Source organism: Allobosea sp. (assembly GCF_048595345.1).
Taxonomy (GTDB): Bacteria; Pseudomonadota; Alphaproteobacteria; order Rhizobiales; family Beijerinckiaceae; genus Allobosea.
Genome location: NZ_JBMDWH010000173.1, coordinates 83996 through 108037 on the forward strand (window position 1 = coordinate 83996; position 24042 = coordinate 108037).

Genomic DNA, 24042 nt, shown 5'->3' on the forward strand with positions numbered 1-24042 from the left:
GTCGGCCCCTGCACAAAGGTCCGATCACACGAAGAGGAAGTCAGCCGAACTCAGCTGCGCGGCCGCGATCCCTTTGAGGAGGATCGAGTCGTGGTCGTTGAAGGCCACCAGCGTGTCGGCCCCGACGGACGAGACATGGAGAGCCTCGAAGCCGCTCGCCATGCTGGTCGAAACCTTGATCACATCGTGATTGGCCAGTGTTTCGTCGGCATGGAAATTCGTGATGGCATCGTGGCCCCCGGTGAAGACGAAAGTGCCCTGCCCGAACATCTGCACGACATCGTTGCCGGCACCGCCGGCGAGGGTCACGCCTCCCGTCTGCGCATAGAGCGTGTGGCTTCCATCTGCGTTCGTGACATCGATCGAGGTCAACTTTCCGCCGATGTCGTATATTTCGTGGCGGCTGGCACCCGGCTGGTCGGCCAGTGCGAATTTGAAGACATCCTTCGACGCATCGGGATTGACGATCGTTTCCATCGTCCGGTTGCCGGCCGCATCGAAATTGGTGGTGGTGCGGGTTCCGTCGCCCCCGAGCGTCCAGTGATAATCGAAGGTGCCGTCGGCATGGGAGCGGATGACCTCGTAGACCTTGCCGGAAGGGTCGGTCTTCTGGGTCTCGGTGACGTAGCTCTGCCCCTGAATGCCATAGCTCGTCGTGTATCCGCTCTTGTCGGCATTGGTGACGAAGAGGCGGTTCTGCACGCCGCCGACATAGAGCTTGGTCTCGAAATATCCGTTGGGCTCCTGATGCGTCGCCTTGGTCATCAGCCCCGAAGCGTCGTACCAGCTCATATCGGTCGTTTTGTCGGCATGGTTGACGAGCGTGGTGGTGTGGGTGCCGCCGACATAGTCCCGCGTCGTCGTCTCGCCGCCAGCCGTCTGGAGGATCTGCCGCGTCAAAAGGCCTGAGGCCGGATCGAAAATCTCGGTCTGACGATCACCGTCGCTTTCCACGAGGACGGAGTTCAGTTTGTGCCCGGCCGCGTCGAAGACCGTGGTGATCTTGCTGCCGTCGGGCGCCAGCGCGAAGTGATAGTCTGGGCTGCCATCCGCATGGGCGCGGATGACTTCGTAGACCTTCCCGGCGGCATCGATCTTCTGCGTCTCGGTGACGTAGCTCTGCCCTTTGATCCCGTAGCTCGTCGTATATCCGCTCTTGTCGGGATTGGTGACGAAGAGCCGGGTCTGGACGCCTGCCTCGTAGATCTTGGTTTCGATGAAGCCGTTCGCCTCCTGATGCGTCGCCTTGGTCACCAGGCCCTTGGCGTCGTAGGCGGTGACATCGCTCGACATGTCGGCATGCGCGACCGTCACCGTCGTCAGGATGCCGCCCGCATAGGTTTTGGTCGTGAAGTCGCCGGCCTGGTTTTGCAGCACCTGCTGGGTGAGCAGACCATTGGCCGGATTGAAGACATCCGTCGAGCGATCGCCGTTTGCGGCGACGGTCACCGTGTTCAGCTTATGCCCCGTCGCATCGTAGACCGTCGTGATCTTCGCACCGTCCGCCTTGGTGACGGCATGGTAGTCCGGCGTGCCGTCGGCATGGGACCGGATCACCTCATAAACCTTGCCGGACGCATCGGTCTTTTGCATCTCGGTGACGTAGCTCTGGCCCTTGATGCCATAGCTGGTGTTCGAGCCGCTCTTGTCGGCATAGGTGATCGAGAGCCTGGTCAGGACCCCGCCGGCATAGAGCTTCGTTTCGACGAGGCCGTTCGCTTCCTGATGCACGGTCTTGGTGGCGATGCCCTTGGCGTCGTACCAGGCGATGTCGTTGGACTTGTCGGCGTGAGCGACTGTGACGGTTGTCAAAACGCCCGCGGCATACTCCTTCGTCGTGAAATCGCCGGCCTTGTTCTGCAACACCTGCCGGGTGAGCGCGCCATTGGCCGGATTGAAGAAATCGGTCGAGCGGTCGCCATTGGCGGCGACGGTCACCGTGTTCAGCTTGTGCCCGGTCGCATCGTAGACCGTCGTGATCTTGGTGCCGTCGGCCTGGGTCAGCGCCCGATAATCCAGTGTCCCATCGACATGAGACCGGATCACCTCATAGACCTTGCCGGATGCATCGGTCTTCTGCGTCTCGGCGACATAGCTCTGGCCCTTGATGCCGTAGCTGGTGCTGGAGCCGCTCTTGTCCGGATTCGTGACGAACAGACGGGTCAGCGCGCCTGCTTCGTACAGCTTGGTCTCGGCATAGCCATTGGCTTCCAGATGGAAGCTCTTGGTGACGAGACCCTTGGCGTCATACCAGAGAGTGTCCTTTGACTTATCGGCATGCGCCGTCGTGGCGGTGGTCAGCACGCCTACCGCATACTCCTTCGTCGTGAAGTCGCCGGCCTTGTTCTGCAACACCTGCCGGGTCAGCGCGCCATTGGCCGGATTGAAGAAATCGGTCGAGCGGTCGCCATTGGTGGCGACGGTCACCGTGTTCAGCTTGTGGCCGGTCGCATCGTAGACCGTCGTGATCTTGGTGCCGTCGGCTTTGGTCAGCGCCCGATAATCCGGCGAGCCATCCGCATGGGAGCGGATGACCTCGTAGACCTTGCCGGACGCATCGGTCTTCTGCGTCTCCGTGACGTAGCTCTGGCCCTTGATGCCGTAGCTGGTATTGTAGCCGCTCTTGTCGGCGTTGGTGAAGAACAGCCGGGTCTGGACACCCTGCACATAGATTTTCGAGCTGAAGGATCCATCCGGCGCCCAGTCATTGACCGTTTTCGGCAGGCCGGCAGCGTCGTACCAGGTCGCGACCTTATGGCCGCCGCTCTGGACCTCGCTGAACGACTTCGTTCCGTCCGCGCGCAGCCTTTCGAAAGCCGTCAGCTTTCCAGCGGCATCGAAGCTCGAATGCTCCGTCGCATAATCGAGACCCTTGACCCCGTAGACATAGCTCTCCTTCGAGCCATCGAGGTGCTTGATCTGCTCGTTGACCTTCACGCCATTGGCGTAATTGGCGTTGTCGATCGTGCCATCGGCGAATTTCGTCTGTTCCGTGGTGACGATGCCGTTCTTCAGTCCGCGATCCGTCGTCGACAGCCACGCCCCCGCCGCATCGTAGACCTCGACCTTCTGCCAGTTGGAACTGGTCTGGGTGATCGAGAACTGGTGTGCGCCGGCGATCTTGGCCAAGGCACCCTGATAATGATCGAGGATGTAGGAGAGCGTCGCTTTGGACGAAACCGGAATGGTCGGCCCGTCGGTGAGCGTGATCTTCTGCAATGTGGTCGATGCATCGAGCGTGGCCAGCTGCGCGACGATCTGCGCTCCGCTGCCGGTCACGATCGGCGCGGTCGTCACCGGCGTCTCAACGCGCGGACCCGGCCCGCCGATCTCCACGATCAGCGGATGATCGCTGATCGGCAGCACCACCTGCGCGACATTGTCGTAGACCGCGACGGGGCTCGAGCCCTGCAGCGGGTCATAGACATAGACCTTCGACTGCACGGAGCCGAACTGCACGGTGACCTGGCTCGTGGGATTGGCGATGTCCTGGTCGCTGGCGTCGTTCCAGACCTTGGGCGCCGCCCAGACCACCAGATCGAACGCGCCATTGCTCTTGGCGAGCATCATCGCATCGCCGGCGGGCGGCAGCCCATTGATCTGATAGCTCGGGCCGCTCCCGCCCTGAACGCCGCCCTTGCCGTCGTCGGCAAGCACATAGGTCAGGTTGTGGATCGCCTTGGCCGCCAGCTTCGGCGTGCCGTCGAGCTCGAACAGACCGAAATGCGCCTCCTTGTCGACCATGGCCGGATCGACGTTGCGGTCCAGCAATTCGTAGAGATAGGTCTTTTCCACCCCGCCCTTGAATGCCGTCACGACGGTGTTCAGAATTGTTTTGGCCTGGGCCGTCTCGCTCGCGCCAATCTCGGGTGTCGCGGCGCGGGTCGTATAACCCGTCTCGGTGATCACGGTCGGCGCCTGCCCCGCGCTCGGCCGCGCGACGCCCAGAGACGTCTCGAGCGCCGCCGAAACCGTCGAATTCGTACTCACATAGGAATGGGCGTTGGCATAATCCGACCACTGCGACATGTCGCCCAGCGCGGCATAGTCGGCGGCGCTGTTATGCCCGAGCGTGAGATTATAGACCGGAATATCCTTCAGAACGGTGTCGGCCTTGACCGCCTGATAGAAGTCGCGCTGGAACGCCCCGGCTGCCGCCATGCTCGATGAGCCATTATAACTGAAAGCCTGGATGTTGGCCTCGTTCAGGCCCTCGAGCGCGATGACGCTGCCTGGGTTCGCCTTGGCGAAATCCTGGAGTGAGGCCACATAGGATTTCAGGGCCGTGCTGCCACCGCCCGGGACGCCGGAACCCACCACCAGATCGAACTTGTAGCCTGCCTGGGCCAAGGCCGAGGCCACCGGTGCAGCTTGTGCCAACCCTGCCAGCCCATCGCGCATCGTGGTGATGCCGAGATAGTCCATGCTTTTGCTGACCAGGGCGGAATTATCGTATCCCCGCCAGCCGAAGCCGACATGTGTATTGACGGCAATCGAGCCGACGAACTGACCGGCAGATAACACCGGAGTATTCGAAGAAGAGAGTGCCATGTCGTTCCGATATCCCATGGGATGCGGAAGACGATATACACAGCAACCCGACAGAGGAGCCTTAAGTCGTCAGGTCGCATTTGAACGATCAGCGTTTTGTCGAAAATTAACCTTCAGCGCAGGAAGACGGGTAGCGCTGGATCGACCAGGCAACGATGCTCCACATGGGCGCGCAGATTTGTGATCTGCCAGGCGATCGCCAGCTTCCGCGCCCGGTTGAGGGGGCAGATCGTCTCCAGCAGCGCTTCGCGCCTCGCGGCTGGAGCTCTGACGATCACGCCGGCCACCGCACCGTCCAGCCCCGCTTGGAGAAGATCGGCGAAATCGGTCCGGGCGGCATCTCGCAAGTCCTGAGGCAGACCGTTCCAGGCTGTGAGCACCGCTGGGAGGCGCAGCATCTGCAGCCACGCCTCGTGCGGCCCGTTGCGATAGGCCGCTCTCAGCGCGGCGAGGGCGCTCGGGCCGAGTCCCTCCTGGCGAATGGCGACGACATAAAGCGCGAGCCATGCCAGCGCGTCGGTCGGGCTGCACCGCAAGCGCATCCGTGCCGCATCGCGAAGGCCGGAAAGAGCCTCGTCGGAGACACGCCCACCGGCGAGATGGAGCCGATCGAACAGCGCGAATTCGATCAGCAGCTTGCTGTTTCCCTCCTCGCCGAGGCAGATGTGCTGGTCTTCCTCCGCAGCCATGGCATGCAGCGTCTCGGTATCGAACGTCTGCCCGAGCCGAACCGCCTGCGCCATGCCCAGCAGCCCCGGCGCTGGGATGTGCCTCAGAGTGAGCACAGCCCAGCCGAGCGCTGCGAACGCCAGAACCCAGCACGTCATGCGAAAGGCAATGAAGGGTTTCTGCACCGAGCGCGCCTCGCCTCGTGGGGCAGAATTCGACTGCCCCGCAGGCGAGCGGCGGGCAGCCGATAGGCCGATCACTCGGCCCGGCGGACCTTATTTCTCGACGTAATACCGGTTGTAGTAGACGCCCTTGTAGCCCTCGATCCGGCGCAGCGCACCGCTCTCGGCCCGATTGAGCACCGCGCCCAGGATCTTGTCATACACCGCGCCTGCACCTCCGATCGACTCGACCACGGCGCTGCGGCGCGTGCGCCCCCACTCGATCACATAGACCATGCCGTCCAGCAGGTGATTGCTCGCCTTGGCATCGGTCACCGGCATGAGAGGCGCCAGATCGACGAAGACGTAGTCGTAGCTCTCGCGCAGCTTGCCCAGCAGCTCCGCCATCGCGGTCGAAGCCATGACATCGGCGGCATTGATCATCCGCTGCGGCACCACGGCCGGCAGCACATGCAGCCCCGATGTGCCCGTTGTCTGGATGAAGCTGGCAACATCCGCGGGAGCCGCGAGCGCCTCCAGCAGCCCTGCCTTGGCATCGCTCGCGAGCGTGCGGGTCAAAGAGCAGGTGTGCAGGTCCCCATCGATGACGATCGTGCGGTGCCCCGTCATCGCGACGAGATGCCCCAGATTGGCGGTAACCGTCGTCTTTCCTTCCTTGGGCAGCGAAGACGCGATGCCGACGACCTTCATGGGCCGGCCCATCTGGGCGGCGTCGATCGACACCTTGATGCTGCGAAGTGTCTCCGCATAGCGCGAGAATGGATTGCCGACGACGAAATCCGACATGTAGCGCCGGCTGTCCGCACCGTCATTGCCGCGCCGCTCGAGGGATGCGGCGGCAGGCACGGCAGGGAGAATTCCCAGGCACTTTATGCCGAGATTGTCCTCGACATCGCCCGGCGTACGGAAGACGTCGTTCATCAACTCTCGGGCGAAGGCGGCTCCTGTGCCCAGAAGCAGGCCGGCGACGCTGCCGACCGCCAGCAGCAGGAGTGTCTTGGGGGAGCTCTTCCTGTCCGGCGGAACCGCGGTGGCGATGATGCGCGCATCGGTGATCGGGAAGGTCTCCTGCTGCGTCGCCTGCTGGTACTTCTCGAGGAAGTTGTTGTAGAGCGTCCGCGAGGTGTCGGCCGCGCTTTCCAGATTGCGCAGTTCGACCTGGGTCTGGCTGGAGCTGCTGGCCTGCTTCACCAGCGTGTCGAGTTGGGTCTGGACGCTCTGCTCCCGGGCCCGCGCGATTTCGTAATCGCTCTGGCTTCCGTCTCGAATGCGCCTGACTTCGTCCTGGATCGACTTGCGCAGCTCCGTCATGCGGTTCGCGAGGTTGATCGAGGCCTGATGGTTGGCTCCGAAGCGGCTCGACCAATCGGCATATTGCGCGGACAGATCGAGATACTGCGCCCGCAGACGGGTGATCACCGAATTGTTCAGCGCCTCGCTGACCGTCGCCTGCACGACATCCTTGTCGATGACGGAATTGACACGGTCGAGTCGGGCTTTCGCCTCGGCTGTCGCGGCCTTGGCCTGCGTCAGCTGACTGTTGACGTCCGTCAGTTCCTGATCGCTCATCAGGCCGCGGCTCGTCCCGACGATGTTGTTCTGCGCCCTGAAGGTCTGGACCGCCCGGTCGGCCTGTGTCGCGGCGTCCCGCAATTCGACGCTGCGCGCCTGCAGCCACTGCCCCGCGCGCTTCGTCGATTCGTATTTGGCTTCGAGGCCGCCGAGAATATAGGCCTCGGCGATCGCATTGGCGATGCTGGCGGCCTTGGCCGGATCGAGGGCGGTATAATTGACGGAGAGCACATAGGTCGTGCCCACGCGATCGACCTTCAGATTGCTCTGGATCGCTTCCACGACTTTCTGGACGCGCCGTTCTTCGGAGGCAGGAGCGCTGCCGCCCGAGGACAGATGGGACAGCAGCGTCGACACCAGGCCGGGCTTGGGATTGAACTCGGGGTCGGAGACAAGATTGTTGGTGCGGACGACCGACGAGATCAGGTTCTCGGACATCAGCAGTTCGACCTGGCTGTCGACCACGCCGGTATCGATGAACGCCGCGCCGACGATCTTCTGGGTTTCCAGAAGCTGATTCTGCCGCGTGTCCATCAGGATGCGGGCATTGGCCGTGAACCGAGGCGCGGCCGTCAGGACATAGGCTGCGACGATGACGACGACCGCAGCCGCCAACCCCACGATCAAGGGCCACTGGCGCCTGAAGACATCGAGGATCTGACTGGGCGTCAGAATGGCGGGAAGCCCCATCGATGAAGCCTGGCCCGTCGGCTGAAGCGGCTCGCGCGGCATGTACATCGTCAAGCCTCTGTCTTTCCGTGCCTCGCCAGGCCGTTTTTCGTCAGGTGTCGGATCAGGGAATCTTGGATCATGGAATTTCGGGATCCGCGAACGGGTCTTTCAGCTTCTCGCCGAACTCGCCTTCGATCAAGGCTCCGCCCTGTGACGGCCTGGGGCGCGAACTGGGGGGAAGCGCAGCCCGGCCGACATCGCCTTGTGACAGGAAGCCCACCGTCACGTTCGACTCACCCTTGCGCGCGAAGTCCGATATCGTCGATGCGGCGACCGGACGGGTGGCTGTACAGCGTGCGGCAGCGCTGGCAAGGCCCATGCCGATGGCGCGCCGCTGCGCTGTTCCGGACGAGGCGACCAGCTGCCTTACAGCGTCCAGAAGTCCGGGATCGCTCGCGACGAAACTCGAAATCAGTCCGCTGATCTTCTCGGGGTCATTGCGAATATCGGCCAGAAATCCGCCGGGCGCCTGCTTGAAGCGATCGAGTTCGGAGCGGGCGGTGCGGTCGCCGACCGGGAGGCAACTGGCCTCGGCCGCCACGTCCTGCGGCATCAGCGCAGCAAGGGGGAAGGCAGCCAGGCAGAGCGCGATCCGGAACGTCGTGTTCGGCACAGGGTCTTTCTCATTGCATCGCATTCATGGAGACGCTCGCGCATCTCCAGAGCGAAACTGTATGGCATAGTTATGTCGCACTGCAAAATAAACCATATGCTGCGGGCTCTGGAAGGCCCCCTGCCCCCTCGGCCGCCCCCATGCGACGCGACAATCGGCGGATGACCGGGCGGCCCCGTTCCTGCTCGGCGCCGAATTAGGCAGCGATCAATTTTGCGCGATCAAGGCCAAGAAAAGCCATGAATACCGGCAAAGGCATACACTTCGACGGCCTTGGCATAGATGGTGAGCCGCGAGCCGGCACCGCTCCCGGTCCGCGCCGGCCCTCATGCGAGAGGATCAGCCGGCCCTCATGCGAGAGGATCAGCAGACGAAACTCGCCCGGCGGCCATTTTTGATGCGGCGCACAATTTTGCCTGTTTCCATGATTAATCCTGTGCTAACGTGAACTCGAAGATTGAGCGGTCCGAAGAGGCGACTATGCAACCTGTCGGAAACACGCTGTATTTTGACGGCACCCAAGCGCGGCGTGCCCCTGTGTCCCTGGGGTGGGGAGCGCTCGCTCCGATCGCTTGCGCGGCCGACGCCTTCGTCTTGATGGCCTCGGCCTTTTTGGCACCCTGGATTTATGGCGCGCTGGTGCCGGGAACGGCCGATATCGGCGGCTTCATCGGATTCGGCCTCGTCTCGACCCTGACATTCGTGTCGCTGTCCTATCTCACCGGCGCCTACGAGCCGCGAAAGCCGGGACGATACGGCGTCTGGCGCAGCGCACTTCTAGCGCTTCGCCTCTGGATGGTCGCTCTCGGCTTCATGGCGCTGTGCGCCTTCATGCTGAAGATCGGCGCCGATTTCTCACGCGGAACCGTCGCGATTTACGCCGCAAGCGGCGGTATCGCCCTGATCGGTCTCCGACGCTGGTGGCCGGACGTCGTCCGACATGCGATCGCCCGCGATCTGGTCTTCGTGACGAAGGTCATCGTCTTCCGCGTCGGGGGCAGCAAGGAGCACGATTCTCTTCGCCGGCTGCAGGATCTGAACACCCGCGGCCTGCGCCCAGCCTTCGTCGAGGAACTGCCCGCGGAACCGACCGCGGAAGACATTGCCGCCGCCGTCGCCAGGGCCGAAATGCTGATGCGGCAGGGCCATATTCAGGAGATCATCGTCGCGCCGACGGATGAGACCGCCGCTAAGGTGGATCCGCTGTTCGAAGCGTTTCGGGTCATACCCGTGCCGATCCGGCTGATGCTGACCCCGCGGATCAAGGCCATTTACGACCGCAGCATGATCCGGGCCGGCGGGCTCCTCATCGCCGAGTATCAGCGCGCTCCCCTTACGGCGCTGGAGCGCGTGCAGAAGCGGGTCCTCGATCTGGTCGTCGCCAGCCTGGGCCTCCTCCTGCTGAGCCCGCTCTTCGTCGTGACCGCGATCCTCGTTCGTCTCGACACGCCGGGCCCTGTCCTCTTCCAGCAGAGGCGCCGGGGCTTCGGCGGCAAGACCTTCAACATTCTGAAGTTCCGGTCCATGACCGTCGCCGACAATGGCGCCTCGATCGAACAGGCCAAGAAGAACGATGCGCGCGTCACCCGCGTAGGCAAGCTGATCCGGCGCACCAGCATCGACGAACTGCCCCAGTTGCTCAACGTGCTGGCGGGGCAGATGTCGATCGTGGGCCCCCGGCCACACGCCGTCGCGCATGATGATTATTACGCCCGCTTCATCGAATCCTATGCGTTTCGCCACCATGCCAAGCCCGGCCTGACGGGCTGGGCGCAGGTCAAGGGCTTGCGCGGGGAGACGCCGAAGATCGAGAATATGGAGGCACGGATCGAGAAGGATCTGTGGTACATCAACAACTGGTCGATCTGGCTCGACATCTCGATCATCCTGCGCACGATGGTCGTCGTCCTCAGGCAGAAAACCGCCTACTGAGCGGTTCTGGAGCGAGACATCTCAAGTTCGCGCGGCACGCTGGTTACAGAGGCGCGGGAGTGAACGACGAGGCTTGCGCTTTGCTGCCTTCAACCGTCCCCTTTGCAGAGACGAGGCTGACGACCGTGCAGTTCATTTCGTCACAAGAACACCAAGCTCCCGCGTTAAAGCCCGTCCGGTGAGACGCGATCGACCCCGGTTGCCGATGAGAGCTCTTTCTTGCTCGTCGCCTTCCGGGCCATCATAGGTTGTTTCGTTGGCGGCCCAGGCTCGCCTTCGCTGGCCAAGGGGATCTATTCTTCTCGCTCTTTGGAAGAGGATTAAGCGTTCGATGAAGATCGTGATGGTGGGATCAGGCTATGTCGGCTTGGTGTCCGGGGCGTGCTTTGCCGATTTCGGGCATGACGTCATCTGTGTCGACAAGCACGAGGGCAAGATCGAGGCGCTGAAGCGCGGCGAGATCCCGATCTTCGAGCCCGGCCTTGCCGATCTGGTCGCCGCCAATGCCGAAGCCGGACGGCTGTCCTTCACCACAGACCTGTCCGGCCCCGTCGGCGCGGCAGACGCGGTGTTCATCGCGGTGGGGACGCCTTCCCGGCGCGGCGACGGCTTTGCAGACCTGTCCTATGTCTACGCGGCGTCGCGGGAAATCGCTCAGGCGCTGAAAGGCTACACGGTCATCGTCACGAAATCGACCGTTCCGGTCGGCACCGGTGACGAGGTCGAGCGCATTATCCGGGAGTTGCGGCCGGACGCCGAATTCTCGGTGGTGTCGAACCCCGAATTCCTGCGTGAGGGCGCGGCGATCGCGGACTTCAAGCGGCCGGACCGGATCGTCATCGGTGCCGATGACGACCGCGCCACCGGCGTGATGGCGGAGGTCTACCGGCCGCTCTATCTCAACAGCGCGCCGATCCTGAACGTCAGCCGCCGCACGGCCGAACTGACCAAATATGCGGCGAACGCCTTCCTCGCGACCAAGATCACCTTCATCAACGAGATGGCCGATCTGTGTGAGCAGGTGGGCGCCAATGTTCAGGACGTCGCCCGCGGCATGGGCCTCGACAACCGCATCGGCGGCAAGTTCCTGCATGCGGGGCCGGGCTATGGCGGCTCCTGCTTTCCCAAGGACACGCTGGCCCTGATCAAGACGGCTCAGGATTACGGCACGCCGTCGAGGATCGTCGAGGCGGTCGCTTCCGTGAACGACCAGCGCAAGCGCGCGATGGGCCGCAAGGTCGTAGCCGCCTGCGGCGGTTCCGTTCGCGGCAAGACGATCGCGGTGCTGGGCCTCACCTTCAAGCCAGACACCGACGATATGCGCGACGCTCCCTCGCTGTCGGTGATCGCGACGCTGCTCGATGGCGGCGCCATCATCAAGGCCTTCGACCCGGAGGGCATGGATCAGGCCAAGCCGATGCTGCCGCCGCAGGTGACCTATTGCACCAGCACCTATGACTGCCTGGAAGGCGCGGATGCCGCCGTGCTCGTCACGGAATGGAACATCTTCCGCGCACTCGACCTCGACAAGGCCAGGACCTTGATGAAGAAGCCGGTCCTCGTCGATCTGCGCAATGTCTATCGGGCCGATCAGGTGCGGGCGAAAGGCTTCGTTTACGCCGATATCGGGCGTGGCACGGCCGCTCCCGCCGTCGCCGACAGCGACGCGGCCTGATCCGGGCCAGCCGGCATGGACAGCCCGCCGTCTCTCCATAGGGCTGGCGGGCGCTATCTCTGCTGATCGATGCTGGGGCCGCTGCGCGCCATCGAGCCGGCTGATCCAGGTTCGCCTGCCCGCTGCGGCGTCGGGGGTCTGCCGGAAAGTGCATACACTTTCGCAGCGGCCGGGTTCATGCCCGGCTCGGCCCGGAAACGACTGATCGCAGGCGCGGAAGAGCCTGCGGCTCGACCATCTGCGACGAAGGAATGGGCCGGGTGCGCCCGATCGCAGACGCTCCCCCCTCCGCACTGTAGCGGCCCGCGCCGGGAACACACTGCCCAGCTCAGCTTGCCTCGCGCCGCCGGCTCGTTCGGCCGTGAGCCGCAAGCGCTATCGCCCCTCGCATGCCGGCGCATCAGGGCTCAGCTGCTTCGGCAGCATCAACCCCGGGGCGGCGGCGATCGGAATGCAGGCCCAAGCCGTCGAGATTGCGCCCACCCGGCAAAAACTCCCCCGGTTAAAGCTTTGGTGACTCGCGGGTCCATAATGGCAGGGCGGTCGCCAGACGGCGCGCGCGGCGGAGATCGCCCTGTTGAACCAGAATTCCGTTTCGCAGCTCAGAAGCAGGGTCGAGCGCGAATTCGCGCCGAGGCCGGCCTCGGCTCCCGCACCGGAACAGTCTCTCGCCGAATGCAGGCAGGCCCTGATCGGCGTCACGCTGCTGAGCGCCGTCATCAACATGCTATATCTGACCTCCTCCTTCTTCATGCTGGAGGTCTATGACCGCGTCATCCCGAGCCGCAGCCTGCCGACGCTGGCCGCTCTCTGTGTCATCGCGCTGGTCGTCTACGGGTTTCAGGGCGTGCTCGATCTGATCCGCGGGCGCGTCTTCGTTCGCATGGGAGCGCTGCTGGACGCTCGCCTCTCCGACCGGGCCTATCGCGCTGGTCTCGACTTGGCGCTGCGCCGGCGCGCGGGTGACCCGCAGCAACCCTCACGCGATCTCGATCAGCTGCGCCAGTTCCTCTGGAGCGGTGGCCCGGTCGGCTTTCTCGATCTGCCCTGGATCCCGGTTTATCTGCTGATCTGCTTCGCATTCCATCCCTGGATCGGCGCCGCCGCCATGGCTGGCGCGGCCGTGCTGGTCGTCCTGACGCTGATGACGGATCGCGGCGCCCGACAGGCGACGCAGGCGAGCAACGCCCATGCGATGCGGCGCTCCCTCGCGGCCGAGGCCTCTCGCCGCTCGGCCGAGGCCATTCATGTGCTCGGCATGCGACAGGCGATGGGCGAGCGCTGGCATGCGGCCAACAGCGCCTATCTCGAAACCAGCGGTCGCGCCTCGGACGTCGTCGCAGGCTACGGCGCCTTTTCCAAGGTGTTTCGCACGGCGCTGCAGTCGATGGTGCTCGCTCTGGGCGCCTGGCTGGTCATTCGCCAGGAAGCGACGGGCGGCATCATCATCGCGGCCTCGATCCTCGTCTCCCGCGCGCTCGCTCCGGTCGAGGCGGTGATCGGCCACTGGAAGGGCTTCGTCGCGGCCAGCTCCGCCTGGCGACGCCTCGATGCGACGCTCGGCGCCGAACCCATGGCGGCGATGGCGCTGCCCGCGCCCTGCCGCACGCTGGCCGTCGAGAACCTCATGCTGGCCCCGCCCGGAGCCGAGACAGCGAGCGTCGTCGATGTGTCGTTCGTGCTGCAGGCCGGCACGGCGCTGGGCGTGATCGGGCGAAGCGCTTCAGGCAAGTCGTCGCTGGTGCGGGCCTTGGTCGGGATCTGGCCGGCGGCAAAGGGCGCCGTGCGGCTGGACGGGGCTGCCATCGCGCAATGGCCTTCAGAGATTCTGGGTCCTCATCTCGGCTACATGCCCCAGGAGAGCGAGCTCTTCGCCGGAACGATCGCGGAGAACATCGCGCGCTTCGCCAAGGATGCCCCGGCCGAGGCGGTGATTGCGGCCGCCCGCGCCGCAGGCATTCACGATCTCGTCCTGCGGCTTCCCAATGGCTACGATACGGTGATCGGCGAGGCAGGCACCATGCTATCGGCCGGCCAGCGCCAGAGGGTGGCGCTGGCGCGCGCCCTGTATGGCGACCCCTTCCTGGTCGTGCTCGACGAACCCAATTCCAACCTCGATCAGGAAGGCGATCTGGCGCTGACGCAGGCCATCGAGGGCATCAAGGCTCGCGGCGGCATCGCCGTCGTGGTCGCCCATCGCCCCGCCGCCGTCGCGGCTTGCGACCTGCTGCTGATGATGGCCGGTGGCCGCGCCCAGGCCTTCGGTCCGCGCGACGAGGTCCTCGCCGCGGTGACGGGCAGGCCCGAACCGGCGAGCCGCCCCGCTTCCGACCAACGACGTCTGGCGGTCTGAGCCATGCTGCGCGCTCAACGACCCGACCCGGCCGTTTCCCTGAAGCGATATCTTCTTTTGGGCTATGCGCTGACCGGCGTGCTCGTCCTCGGCCTTGGCGGGTGGGCGGTCGCGACGGAGATATCTGGCGCCGTGGTCGCCTCCGGGCAGGTCGTCGTGGAAACCCACGTCAAGAAGGTCCAGCACCCGACCGGCGGAGTGATCGGAGCCATCGCTGTCCGCGAAGGCGACAGGGTCGATGCCGGCGACATTCTTCTCAAGCTCGACCCGACGGTCGCGCGCGCCAATCTCGCCATCGTCGAGAACACGCTGGATCAACTCGCCGCCAGGGAAGCCCGGCTGCTGGCCGAGCGCGATGGGCGCATGGCGGTCACGGTGCCAGCGCGCTTCGCCGCGAGCCCGGTCGATCCGGGGCGGGTGACATTGCTGGACGACGAGATCCGCCTTTTCGAGCTGCGCCGGCTTGCCCGTCAGGGACAGGTGGCACAGCTGCGAGAGCGCATCCGGCAGTTGGAGAACGAAATCGCCGGGCAGAGCGAGCAGCTGCGGGCGAAAGAGCGCGAGACGGCACTGATCGGCGATGAGCTCACGGGCGTGCGGGAGCTTTATGCCAAGAACCTCCTGCCGGTGACGCGCGTCAACGCTCTGGAGCGCGACGCGGCACGTCTCTCCGGGGAGCGCGGGCTGCTGCTGTCCGCGACGGCTGCGGCCAAAGGCAAGATCAACGAGATCAATCTGCAGATTCTCCAGATTGAGCAGGACATCCGCAGCGAGACCGCGCGCGAACTGCGCGAGCTGCAGGACAAGCGGGCTGAACTGGTGGAGCGCGGCATCGCGGCGCGCGACCAGCTCTCCAGGGTCGATCTGCGCGCACCGCAGGCCGGCATCGTCCATGACCTGTCGGTGTTCACCGTCGGCGGCGTGATCGCGCCGGGAGAGACGGTGATGACGATCGTCCCCGACAGCGACGCGATGATGATCGACGTGCAAGTCACGCCGCGCGAGATCAGTCATTTGCATGCCGATCAGCCGGTAATGGTCAAGATCGCGGCCTTCAACCAGCGCACGACGCCCGACGTCGAAGGAAGGCTCGTGCGTCTGGGCGCCGATGTTACACGCGACGAGCGCAGCGGCATGAGCTTCTATACGGCGCGCATCAGGCTGGATGCGGACGCCCTCTTGCGCCTCGGGGAGCGCAAGCTGCTGCCGGGCATGCCGGTGGAAGCGTTCATCAAGACCTCGGATCGTTCGGTGATGTCCTATCTGACGAGCCCGTTGGCCGATCAGGTGAAGCGCGCCTTCCGGGCGAACTGAGCCCGCCCGACTTATCCCCGGCGCTCCGCGTGCTCCTATCTTGCGCCTCCCTTCAATGGAGAGGCCCATGCGCGACCTTTACGAAACCTTCCCGCTCAGCTCCTCGCGGCTGTCGATGGCGCCGACCTGGTCGGACTATGTCGAAGACGTCGTTCTCGCCGCGGACACCCTCGTCCGCATCGCGATCCCGGCCGGGGCCCAGTTCGTGCTCTTTTCCGTGGACGGCGACTTCAGGGCCAAGCCCGGTATCAGCACGACCAGCTTCACCCTGCCGGCCGCCTCGACGAGCGACGGGTCCGGCAGCGAGCTGAACCCGGCGGCGCGCCGCATTCCGGCGACGCTGGCGGACGGCACCACCGTCCCGACCCACTTGGTCCTTCGGGCGTCTGTCGCCTGCAAGGGCTCGCTCGCCTTCTATGCGTGAGGTGAGCACCATGAACGCTGGCTTCAACACCCGCACCGCCCTGACCGCAGGCGCCCTCCCCACCATCCTGCCCCTGCAGAACGTGCCCGTCTATTATCGCTCGCCTGCCAATCTGCGCCGCTGGCAGGCCGCGCTCGCCAAGCTCCGCGCCGGAACCTATCGGCCCAGGATCGTCTTCATCGGTGACAGCAAGACGATGGCGGCCGGCGCAGGCACCAACTCGACCAACACCTGGACGACCGATGCCGAGAAGCGCTCCAAGATCGCGCATCTCGTTAGGTTGCTGAACGCGGCGGGCATCCCGGCGAACCGGCAGGCGTGGTTCGCCTCCTCGGGGCTCGCAAGCCCGGCCGCCAAGGTCGGCTACGACCCGCGCCTCGTCATCAACACGGGCTGGAGCGGCGGCAACCAGACGCTCGGCGGCGTGATGTGGGCGACCAATGGCACGACGCGCCTCGACTTCACCCCGGAAGGTCAGGTCGACACCGTCGTGACCTTCTCCAAGCAGCGGGCGAACGATGGCATCCTCACCGTGTCGGCGGATGGTGGATCGGCGCTCTCCACGATCAACGGCTCGCCCAATGGCGGCTCGACCGTGGACGGCTTCATCAAGACGACCACCACGCTGACCAAGGGCACGCATACCTTCAACATGGTGCGAACCTCGGGCGGCTATGTCTCGCTCGCCGGCCAGATCGCCTATGACAGCACGGTCCCGGCCGTGGATGTCATCAATGGCGGCGCCTTCGGCACGGTCTCGGCCTATCATTCGTCGAACGGCAACGCCAACTACTGGAACGCGGCCAACTTCCTACCCACGCTCCAGCCTGATCTGGTCGTGATCCAGCTCGGCTCCAACGACCTGAACACGGGCGTTTCGGTCGAAACCTACACCGCCAACATCCTCGACATCATCACCAAGGCCAAGGCGGCCGGAGCGGATGTCGTGCTGGAGGTCGCGACCTTCGGCAATAGCGGCGGCTACGGCACCGATGCCCAGCGCGAGGCCTTCCGCCAGGCGTTGATCGGCCTCGGCGCCAGCCAGGGCTGCATCGTCGTCGATCACGCAGCCCGCTTCGTCAACTTCGCCAACGCCAACGCCCTCGGGCTGATGCGCGACGCGATCCACGAGACCGAACCCGGCTATGCCGACGAGGCTCAGGCCTTGGCGAGCGCACTGCTGTTCTGAACGACCCAGACATCAACCCGGCTCAGTCACCCGAGCCGGGTTGATCGGGGCATCGCCGACGGTGTCGGTCTAGGGGCGTGACATCGAGCGTGTTCGCAGGCTATTTTGCACCTGCGAACACGATCCCGATAAGGCCTGACATGACCAGCTTGAAATTTGGAACCTCCGGCCTGCGCGGGCTGGTGACCGAGCTCGTCGGCCTGCCGACTTATGCGCATGTCCGGGCGTTTTGTGCCGTTCTGCGCGAGGATGGGGTCTCCGGTGAAATCCTGATCGGGCAGGATCTGCGCTCGTCCAGCCCGCTGATCGCCAGCCAGTGCGCCCAGGCGGTGGCCGATGTCGGGCTCGTGCCGGTCGCATGCGGTGCGGTGCCGACCCCGGCTCTGGCGCTCGCCGCGATGACGGCAGGCAGCCCGGCGATCATGGTCACGGGCAGTCATATCCCGGACGATCGCAACGGGCTGAAATTCTACCGGGCTGAGGGCGAAATCGACAAGGCTGATGAACAGCGCATCCTCGCGCAGCATCAAGCGCTCGGGCTCGAAACGGCACCGGAGGTGACTGTCTCGCCCACGAGCCGCGACGTGCTCTCCGGCTATGTCGCCCGCTATTCCGGCTTTTTCGGCCAGGCCCTCTCCGGGATGACCATCGGCGTCTACGAGCACTCCTCGGTCGGTCGCGACGTCATCGGCACGGTTCTCTCCGCATTGGGCGCCACTCCGGTGAGCCTCGGCCGCAGCGACCGGTTCATCCCGGTCGATACCGAAGCGCTGCGGCCGGAGGACGAGCAGCTTGCCGCCCAATGGGCGGGTGAACGCCGGCTCGACGCCATCGTATCGACCGATGGCGACGCCGACCGCCCGCTGGTCGCGGATGAAAGCGGGCGCTTTTTGCGCGGCGATCTCGTGGGCGCGCTCACCGCGCGCTTGCTCGGGGCTGATGCCATCGTGACCCCTGTGACCTCCAATTCCGCGCTGGACCGGCCGAGCGCCTTCGCGCAGGTGGTCCGTACCCGCGTGGGCTCGCCCTATGTGATCGCCGGCATGGCCCAGGCGAAGGCGCAGGGCGCGCGGATCGTCATCGGCTTCGAAGCCAATGGCGGCGTCCTGCTCGGCTCCGACGTCACCCGAAATGGCAAGACCCTGCCTGCGCTGCCGACGCGGGATGCCATGCTGCCGATCCTCTCGACGCTGGCTCTGGCCCGCAGCCAAGGTACGACGCTGGGCGCGCTCGCCGGCGAGGCCAGCTTCGCGGTGGCCCTGTCGAACCGACTGCAGGAAATCCCGCAGGAGCGGACCGCGGCTCTGATCGCGCGGCTCGACGCGGAGGACCCGACTTTCCGCGACAGTGCCTTTGCGGATCATGGCGGCGTCGCGGCACGGGACGATCGCGACGGCCTGCGTCTGACGCTGGGAAGCGGCGCGACGGTGCACTTCCGCCCGTCCGGCAACGCGCCAGAGCTGCGCGTCTATGTCGAGGCCGCCGATCAGGTGCAGGCGGAGGCGCTGATGGCCCAATATCTGGGTTTCGCCGCTGCGCAGACGCGCCCGGCGTGAGCCGGCCATTCACCCTTTTCCACCATCGGGCCGACGCCGACCGGCTGACCCTGCGAGGATGACCCATGCACAACCCCGGCACTTTCCAACGGGTTCTCGTGACGGGAGCGGCCGGCTTCGTGGGTTTCCATGTCACGCAGGCCCTTCTGGATGCCGGCATCGAGGTCCGCGGCGTCGATAATCTCACCCCCTATTACGATCCGGCCCTCAAGCAGGCTCGGCTCGACCTGCTGCTGGGGCATGAGCGCTTCACCTTCGACCAGCAGGACATTTCCGACTATGAGGGGTTGGAAGCGATTTTCGCCGCGTTCCGGCCGCAGGTCGTGATCCATCTCGGCGCTCAGGCCGGCGTGCGCTATTCGCTGGACAATCCGCGCGCCTATGCCAGCGCCAATCTGGACGGCTTTTTGTCGGTGCTTGAAGCCTGCCGCCGGCACCCCGTCCAACATCTGGTCTATGCTTCGTCGAGTTCGGTCTATGGCGCCAACGCCAAGGTGCCCTTCAGCGAGCACGACAGGGCGGATCACCCGGTCTCGCTCTATGCCGCGACGAAACGCGCCAACGAGCTGATGGCGCATTCCTATGCCCATCTCTACGGCATTCGGACCACGGGCCTGCGCTTCTTTACGGTCTACGGCCCTTGGGGCCGGCCGGACATGGCCTATTTCAAGTTCACCAAGGCGATCCTCGAAGGCCGGCCGATCGACGTCTATGACGAGGCGAAGATGAGCCGCGACTTCACCTATGTCGACGATATCCGCGAAGCGATCGTCAGGCTGGCGGGTCTGCCCGCCGAGCCGGACCCAGCCTTCGACCCCGCCAAGCCCGATCCGGCGACGGCGTCGGCGCCGTTCCGCGTCTACAACATCGGAAACCACACGCCGCTGCGGCTCGACCGCTTCATCGCGGTGATCGAGGAGGCATGCGGGCGCAAGGCGATCAAGAACCATCTGCCGGCCCAGCCTGGAGACGTACCGGCGACCTATGCGGATGTCTCGGGCCTCGCCGCGCGGACCGGCTTCAGCCCGAGCACGCCGATCGAGGTCGGCATACCGCGTTTCGTCGCCTGGTATCGTGACTTCTACGGCATCCCGGCCGGCGCCTGACGGCGGGAAGGGGTCAGCGCCCGCCGCCGATGCCGGATCGCGCCGCCGGACAGCGGCTGATGGCTGGAATCGGCACAGCGCGAGCATCATCTGCCCGAGAGTCGCCGCCGGCCCGGGCCTGCACAGCCCGTCGCATCGCTCGGGCCCGGCAGGCAATTCCCCTCGGCGGCGCGATCGTCTAGAGCACCGCCTTCAGACCGGACGTGGCCTCGAATCCGAGGTCGTGAGCAGGGTTTACCGGGTCCACACGCCGCCCGCGCCAGTGCCGGCGCCTGACGAAGGATTTCGACATGCAGGAGAAGCTCTCGCTCGCGATCGTCTCCGACATCGCCTGCCCCTGGTGCTTCATCGGCAAGGCGCGTCTGGAGACGGCGCTGGCCCAGTTCGGCCTCGCCGACCGCTTCGCGATCACCTGGCTACCCTATGAGCTCAACCCGGAGATGCCGGCGGCGGGCATGGACCGCACGCAATATCTCGACGCCAAATTCGGCCCGGGCAAGCGCAAGGAAATCGAAGTCAGGCTGTCGGAAGCGGCGCTGGAGAGCGGCGTCACGTTCAACTGGGGCAAGGTCACGAAGAGCGTCAACACGCGCCTCGCCCATATGCTGGTCGCCGCTGCCTCGACGGTGCAGCGCGGCAGCGAGATGAAGGCGGCGCTGTTCAAGGCCTATTGGCAGGACGGCCGCGATGTCGGCGATCTGGACACGCTGGTCGCGATCGCCGTCGAGCAGGGCTTCGACGAGCAGGCCGCGCGCGACCAGCTCGCCAGCGAGGAGCTGCGCGACACCGTCATCGGGCTGGAGAACCGCATGCGCGAGATCGGCGTCACCGGCGTGCCGTTCTTCATCGTCGACGGCAAGCTCGCTCTCTCCGGCGCCCAGCCACCGGATGTCTGGGCCCAGGTCTTCCAGCAGGTCTTCGCCGAGCGCCAGCGGGACGAGCAGCCGCAGTTCTGAGGGCTATTAACTCAGCCCTCATCCTGAGGAGCCCCCGCAGCAGCCCCGCTACTCCGCCGCCATCGCCGCGCCCGGCGGCTCGAAGGCCTGGATCGGCGGCAGATTGCCGTCGAAGCGTTCGACCTGAACGGTGGTCAGCTGCCCCGTGCAGCCCTGCGCCAGCGACGAGGTGCCGACATCCTTGGTCAGCACGTTCGGATTGCCATGGACGCAGAGCGGCTTGTCCTCGCTCGGATCGGCGGGATCGTACCACGCACCCGTCGGCAGCTGGATGACGCCCTGACGGATATCCTGCGTCAGCTTCACCGCGGCGAGGCAGGCCCCGCGCTCGTTGAACAGTCGGATGATATCGCCGTCGCCGATGCCATGACGGGCCGCGTCCTGAGGATGCATCCGCGCCACCTCGCGGCCCCGATGCTTGGCGGCCTCGCTGTGCCCGCCGAAATCGAGCTGGCTGTGCAGCCGCGTGCGCGGCTGGTTGGCGACGAGGACATAGGGTGAGGCCTCGTCCGGCACATGCACCGGCCCGAGCCAGGTCGGATGGCCGGGGCAATCGGCCTCGCCGAAGCTTGCGATGGTCTCGCTGAAGATTTCGAGCCTGCCGCTCGGCGTACGCAGGGGCTTGCCCTCCGGGTCGTGCCGGAAGGCGCGCAGCGGCCCGCCATCATCCTCCTGCTGCGGCAGCTCATAGCCCTCGCTTTGCCAGAATTCGGCAAAGCTCGGCGCCGGCAGCCCCTTGGCCGCGAGGCCCGCTCGCGTCGGCTCGTAAAGATGCTCCAGCCATTGCCGGCTCGTGCGCCCCTCCGTGAAGGCCTCTCGGGCGCCGAGCCTCTCCGCGAGATCGGCGAAGATGTCGTAATCGTCTCGCGCCTGGCCATAGGGTTCGGCGATGGGCCGCATCGGCACCAGCAGCGGGTCGTTCGAATTGGCGCCGATATCCTCCCGCTCCAGCGTCATCGTGCAGGGGAGCACGATATCGGCATGGCGCGCCGTCGCGGTCCAGGCCAGTTCGTGAACGACCAGCGTGTCGATGCGCGAGAAGGCCTCGCGAAGACGGTTGAGATCCTGATGGTGGTGGAACGGGTTTCCACCGGCCCAATAGACCAGCTTGATCGCCGGATAGGTCCGGGTCTGGCCGTTGTAGCGATAGGTTTCGCCGGGTTTCAGCAGCATGTCGGCGATGCGCGCGACGGGAATGTAATCGCTGACGCCATTGCGCCCCTGCGGAAAGGTCGGCAGCGGGACGGCATTGAAACGCCGCCCGTAATAGGCGATCGCTCCAAGCGCATAGGCATAGCCGCCGCCCGGCAGGCCGATCTGGCCGAGCGCCGCCGCGAGCACCATGCCCATCCAGACCGGCTGCTCGCCATGCTCGGCCCGTTGCAGCGAATGCGAGACGACGATGACCGCCCGCTTGCCCGCGAGCCGCCGCGCCAGCGCGACGATCTCTTCCGCCGCGACGCCGGTGAGAGAGGCAGCCCAGGCGGCGTCCTTGGGCTGCCCATCGGCCTCACCCATCAGATAGCGCTCGAACACCGGCCACCCGACCGTGTAGCGCTCGAGGAATGCCCTGTCGTGCAGACCTTCGCTGACGAGCGTATGCACGATGCCCATCATCAGCGCCGTGTCGCTCGCCGGGATCGAGGCGATCCACTCCGCCTTCGCCTCCTCCGGCAGATCGGCCTTCAGCGGTCCGACCAGCACGAATTCGCAGCCGCGCGCCGCCGCCCGCTCCATCGCGCCGCGCTCGACATGGCGGCTGACGCCGCCGCCCGCGACCATCGAGTTCTTCAGCGCCATGCCGCCGAAGGCGAGTACGATCTGGCTGTGCTCTGCGATCTGCTCCCAGGAGACGTTGCGCTTCGTCAACCCTTCGTAGTCGCCGATGATATGCGGGACGAGCACCTGCGAGGAGCCCGAGGAATAGCTGTTGACCGATTTCACATAGCCGCCGCAGGCGATGTTGAGAAAGCGGTGGATCTGGCTCTGCGCGTGGTGGAACCGCCCGGCGCTCGCCCAGCCATAGGAGCCGCCGAAGATCGCGCCCGGCCCCGCGCCGTCGCGGATGCGCTTCAGCTCGCCGCCCAGCAGGTCGAGCGCCTTCTCCCAGCTCACCGGCACGAAGTCGTCGCGGCCGCGCCGCCGGTCGGGGCCCGGCCCGTTCTCCAGCCAGCCGCGCCGCACCATCGGCTGGCCGATGCGGGCGCGGTGACGCAGCGCGCCCGGAAAATTCTCGATGATGCCGTTGGGGTCGGGATCGGCAGGATGCGGGCGCACCTCGATCTGGCCGTCCTTCATGCGCGCGGAGAACACGCCCCAATGCGAGCTGTGCGGCTGAAAGCCTTCGTCCAGGCCTCGGCGTGCATCGTCCTGTTTCATCGCGATCATGATCCGGCGAGGGTGACGGGGTACCCGCTTCTAGCGCGGCGGCCGCGCCCTATCGAGCCACAACCCGTCATGGCACCGATCAGCCGCGGACATGGATCGCGCTCACGCGGCGGACCGGCCGCGCTGCGGCTAGCGGCCTTGCATCCCCGATCGAATCATGCGCCTTGCCTCGAAACTCGGGAGCCTGCCATGGCGCAGAAGATCAACGACCTCCGCGACCGCCTGATGGTCGCGCTCGACGTGCCGACCGTCTGGGACGCCTACCGCCTCGTCTCGACGCTGGATGACGGCGTCACCTTCTACAAGATCGGCTATCGCCTCGCCTTTGCGGGTGGGCTCGATCTCGCCCGCCAGCTGGTGACCGAAGGCAAGAAGGTCTTCCTCGATCTCAAGCTCCACGACATCGGCAACACCGTCACCGAAGGCGTGGAGTCGCTGACCAAGCTCGGGGTCACCTTTCTCACCGTCCATGCCTATCCGCAGACCATGCGGGGGGCGGTGGAAGGCCGCGGCGACAGCGATCTGAAGCTGCTCGCCGTCACGGCTCTCACCTCCTATGACGATGGCGATCTCAAGGATGCCGGCTATGGCCTGGCCGTGCGCGATCTCGTACGGCTGCGCGCCGAGCAGGCCCGCAGCGCCGGCATCGACGGCATCGTCTGCTCGGCGGCCGAAACCGAGATCGTGCGCGAGGTGATCGGGCCGGACATGGTGATCGTCACCCCCGGCATCCGTCCGGCCGGCAGCGCCGCCGGCGACCAGAAGCGCACGCTCACACCCACCGAGGCGATGCGCGCAGGCGCCGACCATCTCGTCGTCGGGCGTCCCAT

At 65.4% G+C, this 24042-nt stretch carries 15 protein-coding genes; 10 read left to right on the forward strand and 5 right to left on the reverse strand.

The annotated features are described in order from the left end of the window. Positions 1-24 precede the first annotated feature (24 nt). The 4 genes from ACOJTB_RS15845 to ACOJTB_RS15860 all read right to left on the reverse strand — a co-directional run bounded on the left by ACOJTB_RS15845 (position 25) and on the right by ACOJTB_RS15860 (position 8319). Positions 25-4551, reverse strand: a complete 4527-nt coding sequence (locus ACOJTB_RS15845; RefSeq protein WP_420103486.1) for an RHS repeat domain-containing protein — start codon at positions 4549-4551, stop codon at positions 25-27. A 113-nt stretch (positions 4552-4664) separates the two neighbouring features. Further along, positions 4665-5405, reverse strand: coding sequence for a hypothetical protein (locus tag ACOJTB_RS15850; RefSeq protein WP_420103487.1), 741 nt, complete (start codon positions 5403-5405; stop codon positions 4665-4667). A 90-nt stretch (positions 5406-5495) separates the two neighbouring features. Next, positions 5496-7712, reverse strand: coding sequence for a GNVR domain-containing protein (locus ACOJTB_RS15855; protein ID WP_420103502.1), 2217 nt, complete (start codon positions 7710-7712; stop codon positions 5496-5498). Between the two features lie 70 nt (positions 7713-7782). Then, entirely contained in the window at positions 7783-8319 is a 537-nt protein-coding gene (locus ACOJTB_RS15860) for a hypothetical protein (protein ID WP_420103488.1), read from the reverse strand. A 480-nt stretch (positions 8320-8799) separates the two neighbouring features. Here ACOJTB_RS15860 and ACOJTB_RS15865 point away from each other — a divergent pair, with 480 nt between their 5' ends. The 9 genes from ACOJTB_RS15865 (at position 8800) to ACOJTB_RS15905 (ending at position 20824) form a co-directional block, all read left to right on the forward strand. Beyond that, the gene (locus ACOJTB_RS15865) at positions 8800-10251 is read left to right on the forward strand and encodes an exopolysaccharide biosynthesis polyprenyl glycosylphosphotransferase (RefSeq protein WP_420103489.1); all 1452 of its coding nucleotides are present in this window, start codon (positions 8800-8802) and stop codon (positions 10249-10251) included. A gap of 331 nt (positions 10252-10582) precedes the next feature. After that, positions 10583-11926, forward strand: coding sequence for a UDP-glucose dehydrogenase family protein (locus ACOJTB_RS15870; RefSeq protein ID WP_420103490.1), 1344 nt, complete (start codon positions 10583-10585; stop codon positions 11924-11926). Positions 11927-12503: 577 nt separating this feature from the next. Continuing rightward, positions 12504-14279, forward strand: a complete 1776-nt coding sequence (locus tag ACOJTB_RS15875; RefSeq protein WP_420103491.1) for a type I secretion system permease/ATPase — start codon at positions 12504-12506, stop codon at positions 14277-14279. A gap of 57 nt (positions 14280-14336) precedes the next feature. Continuing rightward, positions 14337-15593: an HlyD family type I secretion periplasmic adaptor subunit gene (locus ACOJTB_RS15880; protein WP_420103492.1), complete on the forward strand. Its 1257-nt coding sequence runs from the start codon at positions 14337-14339 to the stop codon at positions 15591-15593. A 67-nt stretch (positions 15594-15660) separates the two neighbouring features. Next, entirely contained in the window at positions 15661-16017 is a 357-nt protein-coding gene (locus tag ACOJTB_RS15885) for a hypothetical protein (protein ID WP_420103493.1), read from the forward strand. A gap of 10 nt (positions 16018-16027) precedes the next feature. After that, entirely contained in the window at positions 16028-17206 is a 1179-nt protein-coding gene (locus ACOJTB_RS15890; RefSeq protein WP_420103494.1) for an SGNH/GDSL hydrolase family protein, read from the forward strand. A gap of 140 nt (positions 17207-17346) precedes the next feature. Beyond that, the gene (locus ACOJTB_RS15895) at positions 17347-18762 is read left to right on the forward strand and encodes a phosphomannomutase (protein WP_420103495.1); all 1416 of its coding nucleotides are present in this window, start codon (positions 17347-17349) and stop codon (positions 18760-18762) included. Positions 18763-18827: 65 nt separating this feature from the next. Further along, positions 18828-19868, forward strand: coding sequence for an NAD-dependent epimerase (locus ACOJTB_RS15900; protein ID WP_420103496.1), 1041 nt, complete (start codon positions 18828-18830; stop codon positions 19866-19868). 290 nt (positions 19869-20158) lie between these two features. Further along, on the forward strand, positions 20159-20824 hold the full coding sequence (locus ACOJTB_RS15905) for a DsbA family oxidoreductase (protein ID WP_420103497.1): 666 nt from the start codon (positions 20159-20161) through the stop codon (positions 20822-20824). Between the two features lie 48 nt (positions 20825-20872). Here the strand turns inward: ACOJTB_RS15905 and ACOJTB_RS15910 are convergent, their stop codons facing one another. Beyond that, entirely contained in the window at positions 20873-23203 is a 2331-nt protein-coding gene (locus ACOJTB_RS15910) for a molybdopterin guanine dinucleotide-containing S/N-oxide reductase (RefSeq protein ID WP_420103498.1), read from the reverse strand. A 198-nt stretch (positions 23204-23401) separates the two neighbouring features. On the opposite strand from ACOJTB_RS15910, the gene pyrF reads away from it, so the two are divergent. Beyond that, a partial coding sequence (gene pyrF, locus ACOJTB_RS15915; RefSeq protein WP_420103499.1) for an orotidine-5'-phosphate decarboxylase occupies positions 23402-24042 on the forward strand: 641 nt, incomplete at its 3' end.